This is a genomic window from Pseudomonas sp. HOU2, assembly GCF_040729435.1.
Classification (GTDB): domain Bacteria; phylum Pseudomonadota; class Gammaproteobacteria; order Pseudomonadales; family Pseudomonadaceae; genus Aquipseudomonas.
The window spans coordinates 5,772,149-5,792,458 of record NZ_CP160398.1; the positions used below are offsets into that span (position 1 = coordinate 5,772,149).

Below are 20,310 nucleotides of genomic sequence, written 5' to 3' on the forward strand. Positions count from 1 at the left end.
AACGTTCCTCTAACGCATTTGCAGGATGATCGGGCTGCTGCTGGCCGGATCCGTGCGTTCACGCAGTTTGTTGACCGCCTGCGCTTCAACGGCACCACCCTGATTGCCCCAGGTGCTGCGCATGAAGCTCAGCACTTCGGCGATCTGTTGATCCGATAACTGTTCACGGAATGCCGGCATGCGATAGGCGTCCGGTACTCCGGCGGCCACCACCCGCTGCGAACCGTTGAGGGTGATGTTGATCGCCGAGGCACTTTCCTTGGCCAGTGCCGAAGTGGCGCCGGCCAGCGGCGGCATCCATTGCGACTGGCCCTTGCCGTCGAGGCCGTGGCACGAAGCACAGCGTGTGACGTAGGTATGAGCACCGGGTGCGTCCAGACGTTCCGTTGCCGAAACCGCTTGGTACTGCCATGGCTGGCCGTCGCGCTGACGGTCCCCGGGCAATGACTTGAGATAACGGGCAATGGCGGTCAGATCGTCATCGCTCATGAACTGCGTCGAGTTGTTGAACGCCTCGGTCATCGAGCCGTAAACCACCGCGTGTTTGTTGCGCCCGGTCTTGAGGAACTGCACGATCTCCGGCTCACTCCAGCGGCCCAGGCCGGTGTTGTGATCATCACGCAGGCTCGGCGCGTACCAGCCATCGAGCAAGGCGCCAGCGAGGTACGGCGTGGCGGATTCATCCAGAGCCTTCTCGTTGAACGCCAGACCGCGCGGCGTATGGCAACTGCCGCAGTGCCCGGCGCCTTGAACGAGATAAGCGCCGCGATTCCACACGTCATCCTGCGACGGTTTGGCCACGTAAGGTTCGGTATCGGCGAAGACACCGTTCCACAACGCAATCGGCCAGCGCAGGTTCAACGGGAAAGGAATCGCACTCGGGATATTCGCGTGCTTGACCGGTGCCACGCCTTTCATGAAGAACGCGTACAGCGCTCGCACATCGTCGTCACTGAGCTTGGCGTAGGACGGGTAGGGCATCGCCGGGTACAGACGACGGCTGTCGGGTGCCACGCCGTGGCGTACCGCACGATCGAAGTCCGCGAGGCTGTAGCGACCGATGCCGGTTTCCGGCTCCGGGGTGATGTTGGTCGCGTGGATCGCGCCCAGCGGTGTGGCCATTTCCAGGCCGCCGGCGAACGGCGCACCGCCCGGCACGCTGTGGCACGCCACGCAATCGCTGAGGCGGGCGACGTATTCGCCACGCGCGACCAGCGCCGGGTCGATATCGGCCACGGCGGTTTGGTTGTGTTCAAGGCGCGAGACAGGCTCGCGGGTGACATACCAGGCCAGCAGGCCTGCCGCGACCAGGCACGGCACTGCCAGCCAGCCAGCGGTTCTTGCGAATCGGCGGTTATTCATGGACGCTCCGGCGCTGATTAACTGAAGGTGTGGCGGCTCATGGGCAGGCTGCGCACCCGTTGCCCGGTCAGCGTTGCCACCGCATTGGCGACGGCGGGCGCGACAGCGGGCAACGGTGGTTCACCGATGCCGCCCATTTTTTCTCCACTCTCGACAACACGCACGTGGACCCGGGCCATCCGTGAAGGTGGCAGGATCGGATACAAGTCGTAGTTGCGCGCGCGCGGCTTGCCATCAATCCACACAGCTTCCTCCACCAGCGTCTGCGACAGCCCCAGTGCCACTGCGCCATTGACCTGCGCCTCGACAATTGCCGGATTGACGATGCTGCCGGGGTCGATTGCCTGCCAGATGTCGTGCACCTTGACTTGGCCGTTCTCGATAGAGACCTCGGCGATCACCGCCGTCTGGGTACCGAACGGCGACGCCATCGCCACGCCTCGCGCACGTTTGCTGCCGTCCGCCGCGGTAAACGGTCCACGCTTCCAGCCACCCGACAGCTCGCCCACTGCTTGCAGCAGCGTGGTCAGTCGCTGGTTGTCACGCAGCAGATGCAGGCGCAACTCGAACGGGTCCTTGCCGCCCTTGTCGGCCAGTTCGTCAAGGAACGATTCATAGAAGAAGTCGTTGAGCGAATTGCCCACCGAACGCCAGTAACCGAGCATTGCCGGGCCTTTGGCGTAAATCTGCGCGATTCGCTTGTTGGGGATCGCGTAGGACTTGCCCGACAAGCCTTCAAGCGCCGTCGGGTCGAGCTTTTCTCCCTGCTTGCCGGCCAGCGCCTCGGTCGGGCCTTCGGTGGCGCTGATTGCTTCGATTGCCAGCGGCCAGCCGTCATTGTCCAGCGCGGCGCGGAAATTCACCGCCGCCACCGGACGCAGCACATCGCGCAGGAACTCTTCCTCGCGGCTCCAGATCAGTTTCACCGGGCGGCCAACCGCTTTCGATAACTCGATCGCCTGCGGGTAGGGACTGGCGGCGTCGTAGAGGAAATGCCGACCGAAGAAGCCCCCGAGCAACGGCGAATGCAAGGTGATGCGCGACGGGTCCAGCCCGGTGCGTTTGGCGATGTCCGCTCGGAACATGTCCGGCGCCTGATTCGGCAACCAGACCTCCAGCGAACCGTCGGGATTGAATCGGGCCAGCGCCGACGGCGGCTCCAACTGGCCGTGGTTCAGGTACTGGTTGTGGTAAGTGGCGTCAATCCGGGTTTTGGCGTTGGCCAGAACTGCAGCCACGTCGCCCTCATTTTCATCATCCCTGGCCGGGCCTTTGTCGTCAGCCAGGCGCTTGAGCCAGGCGTCGCTGGAAAAATCCGCGGGCATCGAGCGTACCTGGCTGTCGGCCGTGGGTTCCTGCCAGTCGACCTGAATCGCTTCCACTGCACGTTTGGCGTGCCACCAGCGCTCGGCGACCACCGCCACGGCACCCGGCAGGCGATGCACGGAATGCACGCCTTTCATCGCCTTGACCTGCTCTTCGTTGCGCAAGTTGCCCACGGTCATGCCCAAACGCGGGGCATGCTGAACGGCGGCGTGGAGCATGTCGTCGACCTTCAGGTCGATGCTGTACAGCGCCTTGCCCGTGGACTTGTCATAGGCATCGACGCGCTTGACCGGTTTGCCGATCCAGCGGAACTGGCTCGAATCACGCAGTTGCACCGAGGCCGGATCGGGAACCGGCAGATCCATGGCGTGTTCGGCCAGTTCGCCGTAGGCCAGCGAGCGGCCCGACCTGGCGTGCACGACTTTGCCGGGTTCGGTACTCAGTTCGCTCACCGGCACCCCCAGTTGCTGCGCACCGGCCTGCAGCAGCATGGCGCGGGCTAGGGCGCCGAGACGGCGCATCACCGGGTAACTCATGCGCACCGACATGCTGCCGCCGGTGATGCGCATACCGTTTTCCATCACCACATAGGCTTCGCCGGGCGGCGCGGCTTCGACCAGGAATGTCGACGGGTCGGCATCCAGTTCTTCACCGACGATCTGCGCCATCGCGGTGAACGTACCCTGTCCGCCTTCCATGAACGGGCAGAGCAGGCGCACGCGGTTGTCCGGGCGGATTTCTAGAAACGCCGGGACTTGCGTGCCGCGCTCGGCAGTTGCTGCCGCCACTGCGGCTTGCACGCGAGTCGTGCCCAGCGGCAGGCCGAAACCGAGCACCAGTGCGCCGACAGCGGTGCCGGCCAGGAAACGTCTGCGCGACACGTTGATTGGTTCGTGCAGCGCCAGTGCTGATGCTTCCTGAGCAGGATCGATACGCACGTTCATCAGGCGTCTCCCTTGCCGGCCAGCTCATGCACGGCGGCATGAATGGCATTGTACGTGCCGCAACGGCACAGATTGACCATCGCCGCCTCGATCTGCGCGTCACTCGGTTTTGGGTTTTGCTTGAGCAGCGCCGTGGCAGCCATCACCTGGCCGGACTGGCAGTAGCCGCACTGGGCGACCTGCAGATCAACCCAGGTCGAGACCACGCGTTTGCCGACGTCATCGGCCTCGATCGCCTCAATGGTGGTGACCTCACGGCCGACCACACCGGCCACCGGCGTGACGCACGAGCGCACCACGTTGCCGTCCACCAACACGGAGCAGGCGCCACATTGCGCCAGTCCACAGCCGTACTTGGTGCCGGTCATGCCCAGATCATCGCGGATCACCCACAGCAAGGGCGTATCGGCGTCGGCATCGACCTGATAGGTTTTCTGGTTGATTCGTAGTTCCATGGTTCACCCGCTCGATCATCGGTTGACGTGCATTTTTATAAGCGGTGAAACGCAGCGTGGCGCCTCACCGGTAAAGCGTGTTCTTTTGCTCAACTGGCCGTATTGCCCAGTGCTTCTGCGGCGAAGGGGTCGCCACGCAGCAGCGCGATGTCACGACTGGGTGCGGTGCCGTACAGGCGTGCGTATTCGCGGCTGAACTGCGAGGGACTTTCATACCCGACCGCAAACGCCGCTCGCGAAACGTCCAGACGCTCCATCAACATCAGCCGGCGGGCCTCGTTCAAGCGCAGCCATTTCTGGTACTGCAGCGGGCTCATGCCGGTGAGTTGGCGGAAGTGGTGGTGAAAGGTCGGTGCGCTCATCTGCACCCGCGCCGCCAGCTCATCGATGCGCAGCGCTGCGGTGTAGTTGACCTTGAGCCAGTCAATGGCTTTGGCGATGCGATAACCCTGGCCATCGACGGCCGTGATCTGCCGCAGCCGCGCGCCTTGATCGGTATGGAGCAGCCGATAGTGGATTTCCCGCAGCACCAGCGGTGCCAGCACCGGGATCGCCTCAGGCTCGTCGAGCAATGCCAGCAGGCGCTCAAGCGCGCCTTCCAGCGCGCACGACAGGTTGCCAATGCCAGCGCCGGTGTTCATCGACGGCTGCCGTTTCGCAGGCAAGCCACCTTTGCTGAGGATCTCGGCGAGCATGCCGACATCCAGTTTCAGCACCAGCCCGACACAGGGCTGTTCGGGGCTGGCGAGCATCACTTCGGAAATGGCGGGCAGATCCAGCGAGGTGACCAGAAACCGCGAGGGGTCGTAGCGGTAACCCTCACCGCCGACCCACAAGCGCTTTTCCCCACGGCCCACCAGAATCAGGCTCGGCTCGATCATGCACACGCTCGGTGGCGCCGGCTGATCGCGGCGAAACAGCGACAGGCCGGGTACGGACGTGGCGAAGTCACCCGGCACACTCACGCGCGGGTCAATGTTCAACGCCAAAGGTGATTCGTGGCGCGCGGGGGTAGGGATCATGTCGGGTCGCTCCTGTTGCTCGAACTCTAGTCCGCCCAGCAGAGGTTTCCTATATACCGCCCTGCAACCTCAGAGGATCAGGCAAGCATTCAAGAGGAATGCACTAGGGCAGAGGCGAATCGACCGGGAGAATGTGTCAAACCATTACAGGAGAGCCACCATGCAAGTCTTCGCTTATGGCGCCCATGCGGGCGACAAACCGCTTGAACCTCTGCGCATCACCCGTCGCGATCCCGGCCCGGAAGACGTGCAGATCGAGATTGCCTATTGCGGTATCTGCCACTCTGATCTGCACCAGGTGCGGGCCGAATGGGAGGGCACACAATATCCTTGCGTGCCCGGTCACGAGATCGTCGGTCGGGTCACCGCCGTAGGCCAACAGGTCAGCGGCTTCGCTCCGGGTGATCTGGTCGGCGTCGGCTGCATTGTCGACAGCTGCAAGCATTGCGAGGAGTGTGCCGAAGGCCTCGAAAACTACTGCGACGGCATGATCGGCACCTACAATTTTCCGACCCCGGACGCCCCCGGCTGGACCCTCGGCGGCTACTCGCAAGCGATCGTCGTGCATCAGCGCTACGCCCTGCGCATTCGCCACCCCGAGGCTCAACTGGCTGCGGTGGCGCCGCTGCTGTGCGCGGGCATCACCACCTGGTCGCCGCTGCGGCACTGGAACGCCGGCCCCGGCAAGAAAGTCGGCGTGGTGGGCATCGGAGGTCTGGGGCACATGGGCATCAAACTGGCGCACGCGTTGGGCGCGCACGTCGTGGCGTTCACCACGTCCGAATCGAAACGCGAGGCCGCGAAAAGCCTTGGCGCCGATGAAGTGGTGGTTTCAAGCGATGCGCAGCAAATGGCCGCGCACCTGAAAAGCTTCGACCTGATCATCAACACCGTGGCCGCCCCCCACGACCTCGACGCTTTGCTGGTGCTGCTCAAGCGTGACGGCGCGATGACACTGGTGGGCGCTCCGGCGTCGCCGCATCCATCGCCGAACGTGTTCAACCTGATCATGAAGCGTCGCACCCTCGCGGGATCGATGATCGGCGGCATTCCGGAGACTCAGGAGATGCTCGATTTCTGTGCCGAACACGGCATCGTCTCGGACATTGAGCTGATCCGTGCCGAGCAGATCAATGAGGCGTACGAGCGCATGCTCAAAGGTGACGTCAAATACCGTTTCGTGATCGATAACGCGACGCTGGCACCGTGAAAAACAGTGCGTCCGGGCAATCGCCCGGACGCCTCTCGCAATACAGGTAGTTCCAATGACTTCCCTTTCTACAGAACAACGCGGCTGGAGCGCGGTGTTGGCCATGTCGTTGGCCGCCTTCGCTTTGGTCGCCTCAGAATTCATGCCGGTCAGCCTGCTGACGCCGATTGCCGCCGATCTGCACATCAGCGAAGGCCAGGCCGGGCAGGGGATTTCCGTGTCCGGTGCATTCGCCCTGGTGACCAGTCTGGTGATTGCAGCGGTCGCCGCGCGTGTCGAGCGCAAGAAGCTGCTGTTGGGTCTGACCTTGCTGATGATCGTCTCGGGGACGGTTGTCGCGTTCGCACCGGGCTACCCGTCGTTCATGTTCGGGCGGGCCTTGATCGGCATCGCCATCGGCGGTTTCTGGTCGTTGTCGGCGGCGACCGCAATGCGTCTGGTGCCGCCTGATCAAGTATCCCGGGCGCTGGCGATCGTCAACGGCGGCAACGCACTGGCGACGGTCATCGCCGCTCCGGCGGGAAGCTTCCTCGGCTCGCTGATAGGCTGGCGCGGCGCGTTCTTCTGTGTGGTTCCGGTCGCCGCGCTGGCGGCCGTGTGGCTGCTGATCAGCCTGCCGTCCTTCAAGCTCGAGCGTCAGGCAGGTAGCGGTAATGCCCTGCGGTTGATAAAGCAATGGCCGGTCGCCTTGGGGATGGTCGCCGTCAGCGTATTTTTCATGGGGCAGTTCATGCTATTCACTTACCTGCGGCCCTTTCTGGAGGTCGTCACCGGGGTCAGCGTTGCAACCCTGTCGTTGATGCTGCTGGGGCTGGGGCTTGCCGGCCTCATCGGGACCTTTGTGATCGAAAGATTCCTCGGCACTGGCCTGTACCGCACGCTGACGGTTATTCCGCTGATCATGGCGGTGATTGCGCTGGCCCTTGTGAACTTTGGCGCATCGCCGTTGCTGACCGCGGTGCTGCTCGGGCTATGGGGTCTGGTGGCCACCGCTGCTCCGGTTGGCTGGTGGACCTGGCTGGCACAGACCCTCCCGGAGGATGCCGAAGCCGGCGGAGGCTTGCTCGTGGCCATCGTGCAACTGGCTATCGCAGCAGGGGCCATCGTCGGTGGGCTGGCGTTTGACCTGAGCGGTTATAAAGCCACCTTCGAGCTGAGCGCTGCGGTGTTGGTGGTGGCGTCTGCGCTCGCCTGGCTTGCCGGTCGCAGTGCTGAGCAAGTGCATCTGGTCGAGTCGAACGTGACCGGTTGAGAGAAGTGAGAGAGTGTTCGTTGAGCGGGCAGCTCGGCTCCAGCAACGGATTTGCAAATGACACCAAGTGTCATATAGTCTTTCGCGCATCACTCTCTCAGCCCCTCACCAAGGATTTTCAATGAACGTTCATTTCGTCGTCCACGAAGCATTCGAATCACCCGGCGCCTATGAGACCTGGGTGCGCGAGCGTGGCCATGAAGCGAGCTATTCGCGCGTTCATGCGTTTGAAGCCTTGCCCGCGAGCGTCGAGAACATCGACCTGTTGGTGGTGTTGGGCGGTCCACAATCGCCGGCGACGAGCAAAGACGAATGCGCGCACTTCGACGCGGCCGCCGAGCGCGATCTGATCGTCCGGGCGATCAACGCGAACAAGGCAGTGGTCGGCGTTTGCCTGGGTGCGCAATTGCTCGGCGAAGCGCTGGGTGCTGCGCATGGCCACAGTCCGGAAAAAGAGATCGGCAATTTTCCGATCACCTTGACCGAGGCAGGCAAGGGCAATGCCAAGGTGGCGCACTTCGGCGATGTGCTGGAAGTCGGGCATTGGCACAACGACATGCCGGGGCTGACGGCGCAGGCGAAGGTCCTCGCCGTCAGTGAGGGCTGCCCGCGTCAGATAATCGAATACGGCGATCTGGTCTACGGTTTCCAGTGCCACATGGAGTTCACGGCGGAGGTCGTGGAGCGCTTGATTGCCGCTTCCCCTGAAGAGTTGGCGGCAGCGGTCGATCGTCGTTTCGTTCAGCAGCCGGCGGCACTTCGCACCAACGCGTATGAGCAGATGAACCTCAAGCTGTTCGAGTTCCTCGACAAGCTGATGGCGCAGTATCAGCAGCAACGCAAGGGCTAGGAATACCGCGCCAGACGCTCGCGCCAGTTGCCTCCGTGAGTGCGTTGGCATTCCTCCTCGGAGTCGAAACGCACATTGCGCTCTGAAGGGGACAGATCGATATCGCCCTCCTTTAGCGCAGTGGCCGTCAGTTCGAAGAGACGTGCCTTGGCGTCAGTCAGGGCGAGGTTTTTGTCGGCTTCAGTGTTGAACACCCAGATGACGCTCAGGGTTGCCGCCAGTGCGTTCAGGTCAGCGGTGTGGGTCAGCCAGGTGAAGCCTTTGATTTCGCTTTTTGCGGTTTCACACGCGTCGGTGAGCGTGGCAATCAAGCGCCGCTCGATCCGCGCCAGTTCACGTTTTCCAGGGGGCATTGCAGATCCTTTGACGACAGTGGTGGTGTGGTCTCACTGTAATTGCTGAGGTTCAAAAATCCTCATGTCCAACCCGAATTCCCTTTGGGAGCGAGCTTGCTCGCGAAAGCGGTAGGTCTGTTATGTCAGTGTTGACTGACCCGGCGCCTTCGCGAGCAAGCTCGCTCCCACAAAGGTTGCTGGTGATTGTGGATTCCCATGTCCAGCACAAGTCTTTGTGGGAGTGTGACGTCAGTACAGATCGCTGGCCTGATGTCGCTCCGCAACCTGGCTCGCCTCGTCACCCCAGGTGCGGTTGACCCGCTGGCCACGCTTGACTGCCGGGCGCTCGGCGATTTCTTCTGCCCAGCGTTGCACGTGGGTGTACTCCTGGGCTGCGAGGAATTCGGCCGCCGAATACACGTTGTTGCGCACCAGTTGCCCGTACCACGGCCAGACCGCGATGTCGGCGATGGTATAGCTGTCGCCGGCCAGATAGCGGCTTTCAGCCAGGCGTCGATCGAGCACATCAAGCTGACGCTTGGCTTCCATGGTGAAGCGGTTGATCGGGTATTCGAGCTTCTCCGGCGCATACGCGTAGAAGTGCCCGAAGCCGCCGCCCAGATAAGGCGCGGCGCCCATCTGCCAGAACAGCCAGTTCAGGGTTTCCGTGCGGCCGGCCGGGTCTTGGGGCAGGAAGGCGCCAAATTTCTCCGCCAGATACAGCAGGATCGAACCGGATTCGAACACCCGAATCGGCGGCTGCGCGCTGCGGTCGAGCAGCGCCGGAATCTTCGAGTTCGGGTTGATCTCGACAAAGCCGCTGGAGAACTGATCGCCCTCGTTGATGCGGATCAGCCACGCGTCGTACTCGGCCTCGGTGTGCCCCAGTGCGAGCAACTCTTCCAGCAGGATGGTCACCTTCACGCCGTTGGGCGTCGCCAGCGAATACAGCTGCAGCGGGTGTTTGCCCACTGGCAGGGTCTTTTCATGCGTCGGCCCGGCAATCGGGCGGTTGATGCTGGCGAACTGGCCGCCGGAGGGGGCTTCGTGTTTCCAGACCTTGGGCGGTACGTAGGGCGCTTTACTCATGAAATGGGCCTCATGGTGAACTTGCCGAGAATGAGCTGACGGGTATCAGACACGACAGCATAAACGCTCTAGCTCAAGACTGCGCAACCCCCGGAATGATCAAACACGCCGCCAGACCTATCAATGCGATCCCGATGGCCTTGTCCAGGAGCCGCTGTTTTTCCAGCAGGCGCCGGCGCAACCGTTCAGTGGAGAAAAACAGCGCGACCAGGCTGAACCATGCCCAATGAATGACCGACATGAACAGGCCATCGGCGAAGTTCACCGTCAGTGAACTGCCTGGCTCCACCACCTGACTGTACGCCGCTACCACGAACAACATGGTTTTCGGATTCAGTGCATTGGTCAGAAATCCCGAGCAGAACACCTTCCAGGCACGGGGTGCCGAAGCGCTCGCATCGGCAAATGTCAGCACCGATTTCTTGGTAAAGGATTTGATGCCCAGATAGACCAGGTAGCCGGCGCCCAGCAGCTTCATCATCCAGAACAGCAGTGGTGATTGGGTGATGATCAGCGCCACCCCGAACACCGTGTAGAACACATGAACCTGCACGCCACAGGCGATGCCCAGCGCAGCCAGCAAACCGCTGCGCCGGCCGTAGGCGTAACTGTTGCGGGTGACCATGGCAAAGTCCGGCCCAGGACTGATCACCGCCAAAATGGTGATGGCGATTACCAGAAACAACTCGTTCATTCCTGCTCTCCATGACGTTATTTGCGCTACTAAAATTCACAGATGTCGAGCTTCGATCTGTACCAACGACCAACATCGTTGATGCGAATGCTCTAGCGTCTACGAGCGGCGCCATGATGAAGAAGTGTCCTCGGCAAAAAAAACGATTTATAGTCGCGAAAATCTGTGAGAAATCATCGCCTATATGAACCTGCCTCCGCTGGCTGCCTTTCGCTTCTTCAACACCGCCGCCCAGACCCAGAGCTTCGTCAAGGCTGCCGAACTGCTGCACGTCACCCACGGTGCGGTCAGTCGTCAGGTGCGCTTGCTGGAGGAGGCGATCGGCGTGGAATTGTTCGAGCGGCGCAATCGGGCGATCTTTCTCAATCACGCCGGGCGCTTGCTGTTCAATGTCACCGCGCCGATGTTCGAGCAGTTGGAAAGCGCTGTTTATCGTCTGCAACGCGAAGTCCACGATGACGTGCTGGTGGTGTCCTGCGAGCCGACCATCGCCATGAAATGGTTGATCCCGCGCTTGCCTGACTTCCACAGCGCACACCCACAGCTGCAGGTGCAATTGCTGACGGCCGGCGGACCCATCGACTTCGCTCGTTCAGGGGTGGATCTGGCAATCCGGCGCGACGATTTTCATTGGAACGAGACCGTGCATGGGGTGAGCATTTGCGAGGAGTGGATCGGCCCGGTTTGCGTGCCGTCCAGTCGTCCTGCAAGCGATCATTTGCGCGGTGCCTGCCTGCTGCACAGCAAGACGCGCCCGCAGGCGTGGGATAACTGGGTGCGACAGGCCGGGATTAGCGTGGCGGAGGTCAGTCGGGTCGATTACGAGCATTTCTACCTGTGCATTCAGGCCGCGCTGGCCGGACTGGGCGTCGGTATGGCGTCGTTTCTGATGGTGCAGGACGAACTCAAGTCCGGCCAATTGATCGCGCCGTTCGGCTTCGTTCGCGACGGTTCGAGTTATTGCCTGTTATCACCGCGACCCTTCGAACAGAGTGCAAATGCCATGCTTTTTCGCGAATGGATTACCCGGCAGATGAGCGCGTGCAGTCAACGGCTCGGTGCTGATCTGAAGCGTTGAAGACAGAGCGCTGCATTCATCCGCCAGGCATGATCAACGAACTTGCATCGGCCAGCGCCTGTTCAGGTGCTCCGTCAAATAATCCATGAAAGCTCGAACCTTCGGCGTCATCGCCGCACGCTCCTGCACGCAGGCGTAGATGTCCATCGGTTCGACATAGGCGTGGCTTTCACCCGGGAGATTTTCAAACAGCGGCACCAGTTGACCGCTCTCAAGATAGGGCGCGGCGACGAATTCGGCCAGGCGCGTGATGCCCGCGCCGTGGACTGCCATTTGCGCCAGCGCATCAATGTCGTCGCTGATGGCGGTGGCATTGATCGGTGCGTCGTAGGGCTGGCCGTCGCGGATCAAACCCCAGCGCAGAAAGCGGCCATCCAGTGGATAGCGGAATGCGAGGCAGGCGTGATGTTGCAGGTCTTGCGGTGACTGCGGTACGCCGGCGCGCGCAAGGTAGGCGGGAGCGGCGCAGAAGACGAAGGGCAGGGACACGATCCTGCGCGCGACGATGCCATCTTCCAGTTGCGGCTTGATCCGCAGGCTCAGATCGATGCCGTTCTGAATGTGATTGATCTTGCCGTTGGTGGTCGACAGCTCGACCAGCAGGCGCGGATGCAGTGCGGCGAAACTGGCGAGTAACGGCGCCAATACGTGACGGCCGAAGGCGCTGGTGGAGGCGATGCTCAAGCGGCCTTGCAGCTCGCCTTCGTCGCCGATGATCGCGCTTTGAGCCGACTCCAGATCAGCCGCAATACGTCGCACCTTTTCGTAATACAACGCGCCGTTTTCGGTCAGCGCCATGCTGCGTGTGGTGCGTTGCAGCAGGCGAACGCCGAGGTGGGTTTCGAGGCGATTGAGGGTCTGGCTCACGGCGGCCGCACTGACGCCCAACGTCTTGGCGGCGCCGACGATCGAGCCGGCCTCGACCACTTTGATAAAACTGGCAATCGCCGCCAACAGATTCATCCGTGTCCCGCCGTATGGGTTTGATTCGTAAGTTATGCTTTATAAAGTACCTGCGGCGGGCCGTCTAGTTGAGGGCAGGGGGCTTTGCTAAGGTGCCGGCTCCCTGTCAATGGATGGAAAAGCCATATGAATCAAAGAACAGATACCGATGCCTTGTATCTCGGCCGACGCAAGCTTTCTGCACGGGCGACGCCGTATGTGTTTGCGCTGTACATGGCGACGATCATGGCATTCCTGATGTCGCTGGTGATCACCGCCGCCAACTCCGGGATTGATAACGACTACCTGAGTAATGCGCTGCACGCCTACAAGCTGGCGATGCCGGTGGCTTTCCTTTGCATCCTCGTGGTGCGGCCGATCGTGATCAAACTGGTAGCGATGACGGTGCATCCGCATCGTTGATTCACAACTCGGAAAAACAGCGGCCGTCAGCGGCAGGCAGGTCGGGATTCACCCCAGGTGCCAGTGGGCGCCAGTGCGCCTTCAAGAATTCGATAAACACTTTGACCTTGCGCGTGCTGCGCCGGTGCGCCAGGTACAGCACGTAAATCCACGGGCCGAATGCGCTTGGCTCACGCCAGTACTCGGGCATCACCTCTACCAGCTCGCCGCGCGCCAGATACGGCGCGGCGCTCCATTGCGGCAGAAACTGCAGGCCCTGGCCCTTCAGCAGGCAGGCCAGCAGGAAGTCGTAATTGTCGCTGGCCACCCGTGGATTCGGCTGGGTCAGGCGAATCCGCCGGTCCCCTTGCTTGACCCACCAGAAATGCCGGTTGAGCAGCGGATGACGGAAGATCAGCCAGTCGTGCTGCTGATAGTTGTCCAGTGACACCTCTTTGCCCTTGCGCGCCAGGTACGCCGGGCTGGCGCACAACACCACCTGATTCTCGACGATGGGTTGGGCGATCACCCCCGGCAGATCGATCGGGCCGTCACGCAGTGCCAGATCGTACCCGCCGTCCACCGGGTCGTCATAGCTGTCGCTCAAGTCGACTTCCAGATGCACTTGCGGATGGGCGTCGAGAAAACGGCAACAGACCTCGTTGAGGAACGCCGGGGCGAAGGAGGGCGGGGCGGTGATGCGCAAACCGCCGCTCAATTCGTGCTTGAGCTGCTCGACGCCTTCGCAGGCCAGTTGCAGTTGCATCAGCGCCTGCCGCGCGCCGTCCAGATAAATCCGCCCGGCTTCGGTCAGCGCCATGCGTCTGGTCGTGCGGTCGAACAGGCGCGTGCCGAGTTCGTCCTCCAGCTGCGCCACGGCTTTGGTCAGGGCCGACGGGGTCTTGCCGAGCACCTCGGCGGCGCGGCTGAAATTGCCGTGTTCGGCGGTGGCGACGAACATGGTCAGGGCGCTCATCTTGTCCATTGATCTATTCCTGCTGGGCACAAAAGTTGTGCGCGAGGTGGCATTCAGTTATCGCCAAGGCTTGGATAGGCTTGCTCGCAGCCTAACAAAAATAACGAGAAACCTCATGAAGCAGCTACTGACCCTGATGGTGTCATCGGCGCTGGCCTGTGCCTCGCTGGAAAGTCTGGCATCTGCCGATCTGATCCTGCACAACGCCAGGGTCTACACCGCCGAACCCGGCCAGCCCTTGCAGCAGGCGGTGGCGGTGGAGAATGGCAAGATCCTCGCTGTGGGTGCGGATGCGCAGGTATTGCGCCTGAAGACGGCCGCCACGCAAGTGATCGACCTGCACGGCAAAGTGCTGATGCCGGGTTTCATCGACTCGCATTCCCACACCATCAAGGGTGGGCTGCAGCTGTTGCAGGCCAACCTCGACGGCCAGTTGTTGCCGCTCGATCAACTGGAACAACGCCTGCGCCAATGGCGTCAGGATGGCAAGGCGCAGCGCGGAGAATTCCTCAGTGTCGGCGGGTTGCATTCGACTTTCTGGAGTGACATCGCCGGCCTCGAACAGCGCTTCAATCAAGGCGAATGGGCGAACCAGCCGATCCTGCTGCTGGGCTGGGATCTGCACACCGGCTGGGCCAATCGGGCCATGCTCGAACGCGCTGGCGTCACGGCAGAGAAAGTTAAAACGCTCAAGGGCGAAGAGCAGGCGACCATCGGCCATCACCCCGACGGCAGCCCGGATGGCTTCCTCGTCGATGCCGGACTGTACCCGGTGCAGGCCTTGTTGCCGCCGCCGACCGCTGACACCTTGCTGGCCGCAGGGCGCGCGGCGTTGAGCTATTACAAGAGCCTGGGGATCACCGGATGGATGGACCCGATCGCCAACGAAGTCCCGGGCAGTGACGTTACCAACACCTCGCTCGGTGTGTTGCCGACCTACAAAAAACTCTCGGAAAACGGCGAACTCACCGCACACGTCGCGGCGCTGCTGATGGCGGACTCCAAGGCTACGCCGGCCGACCTTGATGAGCTGGACAAGGTGCGCCAGCAGTTTCTCGGTGTCAGCAACCTGACCTTGCCGGGGATCAAGATCTTCGCCGACGGCGTGGCCGAAGTGCCGGCGCAGAGCGCGGCGATGCTTGAGCCGTACCGCAACTCGAAAAAAACCGGTGAACTGCTGATCGACCCGGCGCATTTCGGCGATCTGGTCAGTGCTGCCGATGCGCGCGGCTGGCTGGTGCACATCCACGCCATCGGCGACCGTGCGGTGCGTGAATCGCTTAACGGCATCGAGCAGGCGCGCAAGGATCGGCAGAGCGGCATCGCCCACTCGATCACCCACCTGCAAATGGTCAATCCCAAGGAATTCGCACGCTTCAAGGCACTGAATGTGATCGCCTCGATGCAGATGTTCTGGGCCGCTGCCGACGAGTCGAGCATGGATCTGGTCAAGCCCTACGTCAGTGCCATGGCCTTCATGTACACCTATCCGGCGCGTAAGCTGTTGAAGAATGGCGCGACCATCGCCGGTGCCAGTGACTGGCCGATCACCACTCCCGAACCGTGGAAGGCGATCTATCAGGCGGTCAGCCGCAAAGGCCCGAAAGGCGTGCTCAACGCCGCCGAAGACATCGACCGCCAGACCATGTTCCAGGCCTACACCCTCAACGCGGCCAAAGTGCTGCGCCTGGAAGACCGGATCGGTTCGCTCAAACCCGGCAAGCAGGCCGACATGATCGTCCTCGACCGCGATGTGTTTAGCGTAAAGCCCGAAGCCCTGCGCGACACCCAAGTGCTCAATACCTGGTTTGCCGGGCGCGAAATCTACCGCCGCAAGCCTTGACGGCCTCTCTGTGTAACGTAACCAAGGAAACCTTTTCGTGAATGTTCATTGCTTTGTCACCGACACCCGCAACTCGCAGATTCGCGGGCAACAGATTGGCGTCACCTGGGCTGCGCAGATCCGCCAGACAGTGGCGCTTTATCTGGATTTCTTCTCTCAGGTCGGCGTGCCTGAGGCACAAGTGCGGGCCATCGGCGAAGCCAGTCTGCACACCCTGCAAGGCTGGTGCCCGAGCCTCGCCGAAGAAATCGTCGCCACCGCTGAAGGCGCCGGAGTACCACTCTGGCAGCTCGCCAGCCTGAATGCCCGCACCGAGATTCTCGCGGTGATGCCGGCGTCCACCGAAGGCGAGTGTTCCACCGCGGTGTTTGCGCCCAACGGCGCATTGGCGCCGCGCACTATTCAGACCTGGGACTGGCACGATTCGCTGGTGCCTAACGGATTGATTCTGCAACTGACCACGGCCAAGGGCATGACGGTCAAGCTGTTCACCGAGTTCGGCATGCTCGGCAAGATCGGCGTCAACAGCGCGGGGCTGGGGCTGCACTTCAACATACTGCATCACGCCAGCGACAACGGGTCGGCCGGGGTGCCGGTGCATGCGATTGCCCGGCGCATCCTCGAGGAAGCCAGCAGTGTTGAGGAGGCGATTGCGCTGGCGCGTTCGGCGCGAGTCAGTGCCTCCACGGTGCTGACCGTGTTCTCCCGCGAGGATTCGAACCCGCGTGCGGTGAGCATTGAAATGTCGCCGGCCTTCACCGCCGTGGTGCGGCCCGACGCCGACGGCTGGATCACTCACACCAACCATTTTCTCGATCCCGAACTGAGTCTGGGCGAGCGCACCCCTGATGCGTCCACGACCTACGCGCGTATTGCCCACGTCAACACGGCGCGGCCGAACATGACCAGCGGCAACCTCAGTCAGCGGGCTGACGCCATGTGTGGCGAGGCGGGCGAAGACGCGCCGATCTGCTTCCATCCGGACCTGAGCATGCCGGCCACCGAACGCTGGGAAACCCTGCTGACCATCGGCATCGACACTGAAAACAGCGTGCTTGAATACGCCGCCGGCAACCCCAAACAACTGGCCCGAAACGGCTATCTGCGCTTCTGAACCGCTGCCTCCAATAAAAACAAAACGAGCATTGCACATGGCTACCGACATTGATCGCACGAGCGCTTCGCCGTCTGCGCTGAGGACGTTTTTCGTCTCCGGCATGGGCACCGCGCTGGAGTTCTATGACTTTGTAATCTACGGCACCGCCGCCGCGCTGGTGTTTCCCAAGGTATTCTTTCCGCAGATGGACCCGCTGACCGCGACCCTGGTGGCGTTCGGTGCTTTCGGCGCCGGGTTTTTCGCCCGCCCTTTGGGCGGCATGGTGTTCGGGCATTACGGCGACAAACTCGGCCGGCAGAAAATGCTAGTGATCACGCTGCTGCTGATGGGCCTGAGCACGCTGCTGATCGGGTGCCTGCCGGACTATGCCACCTTCGGTGCGGGCGCACCGGTGTTGCTGGTGTTGCTCAGGCTGGTGCAGGGATTCGCCGCCGGTGGCGAGTGGGGCGGTGCGGCGCTGTTCGGCATCGAGTCGGCGCCGCCCGGACGACGTGGGTTGTGGGGCAGCTTCACCAGCATGGGCATCGGTATCGGCGGGATTCTCGGTGCCGGGGTGTTCGCCATCGTCAGCGTCGCGGCGCACGATGACCTGGCCGGATTCGCCTGGCGCATTCCGTTCTGGCTCGGCGGTGTGCTGGTGCTGATCGGTCTGTATGCGCGCTTGCAGAAACCCCTCGAACCGCCCGCTGAACCGCAGGCACCGGTGCGCATGCCATTGCTCGAAGCATTGCGCGCACGGCCCCGAGCCATGCTGCTGTGCACCGGCATTGCTTTCGGCTACGTGACCATCGCCTACATCGGCAGCACGTTCTTTCTGTCATACGCCACGCAACTGGGGTACGGCAGCACCGACGCGCTGATCTTCGACTTGTCGCTGTCGATCGCCATCGTCATCACCGCGCCGTTGTTTGCCTTGTTGTCCGATCGCATCGGCCGTCGCAAGGTGATGGTCCTCGGCGCGGTGATCATGGCCCTCGGCTTCTTCGCATTCTTTCCGCTGGTCGGCCTCAAGAGCCTGCTGGTTTCCACCGCTGCGTACATCGTCATCGGTGCATTCATGGGCGCGACGCAGGGGCCGATTCCGGCGTTCCTCGCCGAGCAGTTTCCCCGGCACATGCGCTATTCGGGAATGTCGGCGGCCTATCAGATCGGCGCGGCGCTGGGCGGCGGGACGGCATCCAGTGCGGCCACGGCGATTCTTATCGCCAACAACCACAACGCGTTCGGGGTGGCGGTTTACGGCGCGGTTGCGCTGGGCATCGTCGCGTTGTGTTCGTTGCTGCTCAAAGAAACGGCGTACCTGAGCCTTGAACAGATCGACGAGGCCGATTGGCCTTCACCCATGCCCGCTACCGGTTGAACCATTCGACTCTGTAGGAGCTGCCGAAGGCTGCGATCTTTTGATGGTGTTTTTCAAGATCAAAAGATCGCAGCCTGCGGCAGCTCCTACATGAAGCGGCTCGGCAATAAAAACAATCGAAACTTCGCGCGCGTCCCGACTGTCCAGACCCTTGTACCGCCCGGCGGCTAATCCGCCGGGACGGCTTCATGCATCGGTGACAGGCGAGGAACGAGATGACGACGACAGTGGGAGATTTTCTGGTTGAGCGGCTCAGCCAATGGGGCGTCACGCGGATTTTTGGTTATCCGGGCGATGGCATCAACGGCGTGTTCGGCGCGCTCGCCCGAGCCAATGGCAAGATCGAATTCGTTCAGGCCCGACACGAAGAAATGGCCGCATTCATGGCCTCGGCCCACGCCAAGTTCACGGGCGAGTTGGGTGTGTGCATCGCCACTTCGGGGCCGGGTGCTTCGCACCTGATCACCGGGTTGTACGACGCCCGCATGGATCATCAGCCGGTGCTGGCGATTGTCGGCCAGCAGGCGCGGACGGCGCTCGGCAGTCATTACCAGCAGGAGCTGGACCTGGTGTCGATGTTCAAGGATGTGGCCGGGGCGTTTGTGCAGCAGGCGTCGGCGCCATCGCAAGTGCGGCATTTGCTCGATCGCGCCGTGCGCACGGCGGTTGGCGAACGGCGGGTGACGGCGATCATCCTGCCCAATGACCTGCAGGATCTTGAGTACGAGCCACCGGCGCGGGCGCATGGCACCGCGCACTCTGGCGTCGGTTATACCAAGCCGAAAGTGCTGCCCTACGAGGCCGATCTGCAACGCGCCGCCGACGTTTTGAACAGCGGTGAAAAGGTTGCGATTCTGGTGGGCGCCGGCGCGTTGCAGGCAACGGATGAAGTGATCGCCATTGCGGAAAAACTCGGTGCTGGCGTAGCCAAGGCGTTGCTCGGCAAGGCCGCGCTGCCGGACGATTTGCCGTGGGTCACCGGCAGTATCGGCCTGCTGGGCACCGAACCGAGCTACAAGATGATGAACGAATGCGACACCTTGCTGATGATCGGCTCGGGTTTCCCCTATGCCGAATTTCTGCCGAAGGAAGGTCAGGCGCGTGGCGTGCAGATCGATTTACAGCCGGACATGCTCAGCCTGCGTTATCCGATGGAGGTCAACCTGGTTGGCGACTCCGCCGAAACCCTCGCCGCGCTGCTGCCGTTGCTCGAACAGAAAACCTCGCACAAGTGGCGCAAGAAAATCGAAGGCTGGCGCAGCACCTGGGAGAAGACCCTGGAAAAACGCGCCATGTCCAAGGCCGATCCGATCAATCCGCAGCGGGTGGTGTACGAGCTGTCACCGCGCCTGCCGGATCAGGCGATCATTACCAGTGACTCGGGTTCGTGCGCCAACTGGTACGCCCGTGACCTGAAGATCCGTCGTGGCATGCAATGTTCGCTGTCCGGTGGCCTGGCCTCGATGGGGGCTGCCGTGCCGTACGCGATTGCCGCCAAGTTCGCCCATCCCGAGCGCGCGGTGATTGCGCTGGTGGGCGACGGCGCGATGCAGATGAACAACATGGCCGAGCTGATCACCGTCGCCAAATACTGGCGTCAGTGGGACAGCCCGAAATGGATCTGTGCGGTGTTCAACAACGAGGACTTGAATCAGGTCACCTGGGAGCAGCGGGTGATGGAGGGTGATCCGAAGTTCGAAGCCTCGCAGAGCATCCCTGACGTGCCGTATCACCTGTTCGCCATTTCCATCGGCCTGAAAGGAATTTTCGTCGACCGCGAAGAAGACGTCGCCGCCGCTTGGGAGCAGGCGCTGGCCTCGGACGTACCGGTGCTGATCGAGTTCAAGACCGACCCCAACGTGCCGCCGTTGCCGCCGCACATCAAGCTCGAACAGGCGAAGAAATTCGCCACGACCCTGCTCAAGGGCGACCCGGACGAGGCGGGCGTGATCGTGCAAGCCGCCAAGCAGGTGCTGGCCCTGGCCAGCGTCCTGCCCGGCAAAAAATAATCGTGTAGGCGCTTCGTCGCGCTCCAAATCTGTGAGCGCCGCTG

Annotated in this window: 18 protein-coding genes; 9 read left to right on the top strand and 9 right to left on the bottom strand. The window is 62.1% G+C overall.

What is annotated here, in order from left to right; all coding sequences use genetic code 11:
* Positions 1-9: 9 nt before the first annotated feature.
* From ABV589_RS26035 to ABV589_RS26050, 4 genes are all read right to left on the bottom strand, one after another.
* On the bottom strand, positions 10-1,362 hold the full coding sequence (locus tag ABV589_RS26035; protein ID WP_367084215.1) for a cytochrome c: 1,353 nt from the start codon (positions 1,360-1,362) through the stop codon (positions 10-12).
* A gap of 17 nt (positions 1,363-1,379) precedes the next feature.
* Complete coding sequence (locus tag ABV589_RS26040) at positions 1,380-3,632, bottom strand: molybdopterin cofactor-binding domain-containing protein (RefSeq protein ID WP_367084216.1); 2,253 nt, start codon at positions 3,630-3,632, stop codon at positions 1,380-1,382.
* Positions 3,632-4,087, bottom strand: coding sequence for a (2Fe-2S)-binding protein (locus ABV589_RS26045; RefSeq protein WP_027613020.1), 456 nt, complete (start codon positions 4,085-4,087; stop codon positions 3,632-3,634). The genes ABV589_RS26040 and ABV589_RS26045 overlap by 1 nt, the downstream gene beginning before the upstream one ends.
* Positions 4,088-4,176: 89 nt before the next feature.
* On the bottom strand, positions 4,177-5,109 hold the full coding sequence (locus ABV589_RS26050; protein WP_367084217.1) for an AraC family transcriptional regulator: 933 nt from the start codon (positions 5,107-5,109) through the stop codon (positions 4,177-4,179).
* Between the two features lie 160 nt (positions 5,110-5,269).
* On the opposite strand from ABV589_RS26050, the gene ABV589_RS26055 reads away from it, so the two are divergent.
* The 3 genes from ABV589_RS26055 to ABV589_RS26065 all read left to right on the top strand — a co-directional run bounded on the left by ABV589_RS26055 (position 5,270) and on the right by ABV589_RS26065 (position 8,421).
* Complete coding sequence (locus tag ABV589_RS26055; RefSeq protein WP_367084218.1) at positions 5,270-6,319, top strand: NAD(P)-dependent alcohol dehydrogenase; 1,050 nt, start codon at positions 5,270-5,272, stop codon at positions 6,317-6,319.
* A 55-nt stretch (positions 6,320-6,374) separates the two neighbouring features.
* Positions 6,375-7,571, top strand: coding sequence for an MFS transporter (locus tag ABV589_RS26060; RefSeq protein ID WP_367084219.1), 1,197 nt, complete (start codon positions 6,375-6,377; stop codon positions 7,569-7,571).
* Between the two features lie 121 nt (positions 7,572-7,692).
* Complete coding sequence (locus ABV589_RS26065) at positions 7,693-8,421, top strand: type 1 glutamine amidotransferase (RefSeq protein WP_367084220.1); 729 nt, start codon at positions 7,693-7,695, stop codon at positions 8,419-8,421.
* On the opposite strand, the gene ABV589_RS26070 is transcribed toward ABV589_RS26065, so the two are convergent.
* The 3 genes from ABV589_RS26070 to ABV589_RS26080 all read right to left on the bottom strand — a co-directional run bounded on the left by ABV589_RS26070 (position 8,418) and on the right by ABV589_RS26080 (position 10,539).
* Positions 8,418-8,774, bottom strand: coding sequence for a hypothetical protein (locus ABV589_RS26070; protein ID WP_367084221.1), 357 nt, complete (start codon positions 8,772-8,774; stop codon positions 8,418-8,420). The two genes, ABV589_RS26065 and ABV589_RS26070, sit on opposite strands and share 4 nt — an antisense overlap.
* Before the next feature lie 231 nt (positions 8,775-9,005).
* Complete coding sequence (gene yghU, locus ABV589_RS26075; protein ID WP_367084222.1) at positions 9,006-9,845, bottom strand: glutathione-dependent disulfide-bond oxidoreductase; 840 nt, start codon at positions 9,843-9,845, stop codon at positions 9,006-9,008.
* A gap of 73 nt (positions 9,846-9,918) precedes the next feature.
* Positions 9,919-10,539, bottom strand: coding sequence for a LysE family transporter (locus ABV589_RS26080; RefSeq protein ID WP_367084223.1), 621 nt, complete (start codon positions 10,537-10,539; stop codon positions 9,919-9,921).
* A gap of 184 nt (positions 10,540-10,723) precedes the next feature.
* On the opposite strand from ABV589_RS26080, the gene ABV589_RS26085 reads away from it, so the two are divergent.
* Positions 10,724-11,617, top strand: a complete 894-nt coding sequence (locus ABV589_RS26085) for a LysR substrate-binding domain-containing protein (protein WP_367084224.1) — start codon at positions 10,724-10,726, stop codon at positions 11,615-11,617.
* Positions 11,618-11,650: 33 nt separating this feature from the next.
* On the opposite strand, the gene ABV589_RS26090 is transcribed toward ABV589_RS26085, so the two are convergent.
* A complete protein-coding gene (locus tag ABV589_RS26090) occupies positions 11,651-12,580 on the bottom strand; it encodes a LysR family transcriptional regulator (protein WP_367084225.1) in 930 nt (309 codons plus the stop codon).
* Between the two features lie 126 nt (positions 12,581-12,706).
* On the opposite strand from ABV589_RS26090, the gene ABV589_RS26095 reads away from it, so the two are divergent.
* Positions 12,707-12,982, top strand: coding sequence for a DUF2798 domain-containing protein (locus ABV589_RS26095; RefSeq protein WP_007960490.1), 276 nt, complete (start codon positions 12,707-12,709; stop codon positions 12,980-12,982).
* A 1-nt stretch (position 12,983) separates the two neighbouring features.
* On the opposite strand, the gene ABV589_RS26100 is transcribed toward ABV589_RS26095, so the two are convergent.
* Positions 12,984-13,946: a LysR family transcriptional regulator gene (locus ABV589_RS26100; protein ID WP_367084226.1), complete on the bottom strand. Its 963-nt coding sequence runs from the start codon at positions 13,944-13,946 to the stop codon at positions 12,984-12,986.
* A gap of 106 nt (positions 13,947-14,052) precedes the next feature.
* Between ABV589_RS26100 and ABV589_RS26105 the strand changes: the two genes are divergently transcribed.
* The 4 genes from ABV589_RS26105 to ABV589_RS26120 all read left to right on the top strand — a co-directional run bounded on the left by ABV589_RS26105 (position 14,053) and on the right by ABV589_RS26120 (position 20,266).
* A complete protein-coding gene (locus tag ABV589_RS26105; RefSeq protein ID WP_367084227.1) occupies positions 14,053-15,780 on the top strand; it encodes an amidohydrolase in 1,728 nt (575 codons plus the stop codon).
* Between the two features lie 37 nt (positions 15,781-15,817).
* Entirely contained in the window at positions 15,818-16,894 is a 1,077-nt protein-coding gene (locus tag ABV589_RS26110) for a C45 family peptidase (protein ID WP_367084228.1), read from the top strand.
* Between the two features lie 37 nt (positions 16,895-16,931).
* A complete protein-coding gene (locus ABV589_RS26115; RefSeq protein ID WP_367084229.1) occupies positions 16,932-18,257 on the top strand; it encodes an MFS transporter in 1,326 nt (441 codons plus the stop codon).
* Positions 18,258-18,472: 215 nt separating this feature from the next.
* Positions 18,473-20,266 (top strand): thiamine pyrophosphate-requiring protein, encoded by a 1,794-nt coding sequence (locus ABV589_RS26120; protein ID WP_367084230.1) that lies wholly within the window; start codon positions 18,473-18,475, stop codon positions 20,264-20,266.
* The last annotated feature ends 44 nt before the right edge of the window (positions 20,267-20,310 follow it).

What these genes read in the sequence shown, in the direction of transcription:
- ABV589_RS26080 (WP_367084223.1), bottom strand. Translation starts at nt 10,539, where the DNA reads ATGAACGAGTTGTTTCTGGTAATCGCCATCACCATTTTGGCGGTGATC.
- ABV589_RS26060 (WP_367084219.1), top strand. Translation starts at nt 6,375, where the DNA reads ATGACTTCCCTTTCTACAGAACAACGCGGCTGGAGCGCGGTGTTGGCC.
- ABV589_RS26090 (WP_367084225.1), bottom strand. Translation starts at nt 12,580, where the DNA reads ATGAATCTGTTGGCGGCGATTGCCAGTTTTATCAAAGTGGTCGAGGCC.
- ABV589_RS26045 (WP_027613020.1), bottom strand. Translation starts at nt 4,087, where the DNA reads ATGGAACTACGAATCAACCAGAAAACCTATCAGGTCGATGCCGACGCC.
- ABV589_RS26070 (WP_367084221.1), bottom strand. Translation starts at nt 8,774, where the DNA reads ATGCCCCCTGGAAAACGTGAACTGGCGCGGATCGAGCGGCGCTTGATT.
- ABV589_RS26035 (WP_367084215.1), bottom strand. Translation starts at nt 1,362, where the DNA reads ATGAATAACCGCCGATTCGCAAGAACCGCTGGCTGGCTGGCAGTGCCG.
- yghU (WP_367084222.1), bottom strand. Translation starts at nt 9,845, where the DNA reads ATGAGTAAAGCGCCCTACGTACCGCCCAAGGTCTGGAAACACGAAGCC.
- ABV589_RS26115 (WP_367084229.1), top strand. Translation starts at nt 16,932, where the DNA reads ATGGCTACCGACATTGATCGCACGAGCGCTTCGCCGTCTGCGCTGAGG.
- ABV589_RS26065 (WP_367084220.1), top strand. Translation starts at nt 7,693, where the DNA reads ATGAACGTTCATTTCGTCGTCCACGAAGCATTCGAATCACCCGGCGCC.
- ABV589_RS26120 (WP_367084230.1), top strand. Translation starts at nt 18,473, where the DNA reads ATGACGACGACAGTGGGAGATTTTCTGGTTGAGCGGCTCAGCCAATGG.
- ABV589_RS26055 (WP_367084218.1), top strand. Translation starts at nt 5,270, where the DNA reads ATGCAAGTCTTCGCTTATGGCGCCCATGCGGGCGACAAACCGCTTGAA.
- ABV589_RS26085 (WP_367084224.1), top strand. Translation starts at nt 10,724, where the DNA reads ATGAACCTGCCTCCGCTGGCTGCCTTTCGCTTCTTCAACACCGCCGCC.
- ABV589_RS26040 (WP_367084216.1), bottom strand. Translation starts at nt 3,632, where the DNA reads ATGAACGTGCGTATCGATCCTGCTCAGGAAGCATCAGCACTGGCGCTG.
- ABV589_RS26105 (WP_367084227.1), top strand. Translation starts at nt 14,053, where the DNA reads ATGAAGCAGCTACTGACCCTGATGGTGTCATCGGCGCTGGCCTGTGCC.
- ABV589_RS26100 (WP_367084226.1), bottom strand. Translation starts at nt 13,946, where the DNA reads ATGGACAAGATGAGCGCCCTGACCATGTTCGTCGCCACCGCCGAACAC.
- ABV589_RS26095 (WP_007960490.1), top strand. Translation starts at nt 12,707, where the DNA reads ATGAATCAAAGAACAGATACCGATGCCTTGTATCTCGGCCGACGCAAG.
- ABV589_RS26050 (WP_367084217.1), bottom strand. Translation starts at nt 5,109, where the DNA reads ATGATCCCTACCCCCGCGCGCCACGAATCACCTTTGGCGTTGAACATT.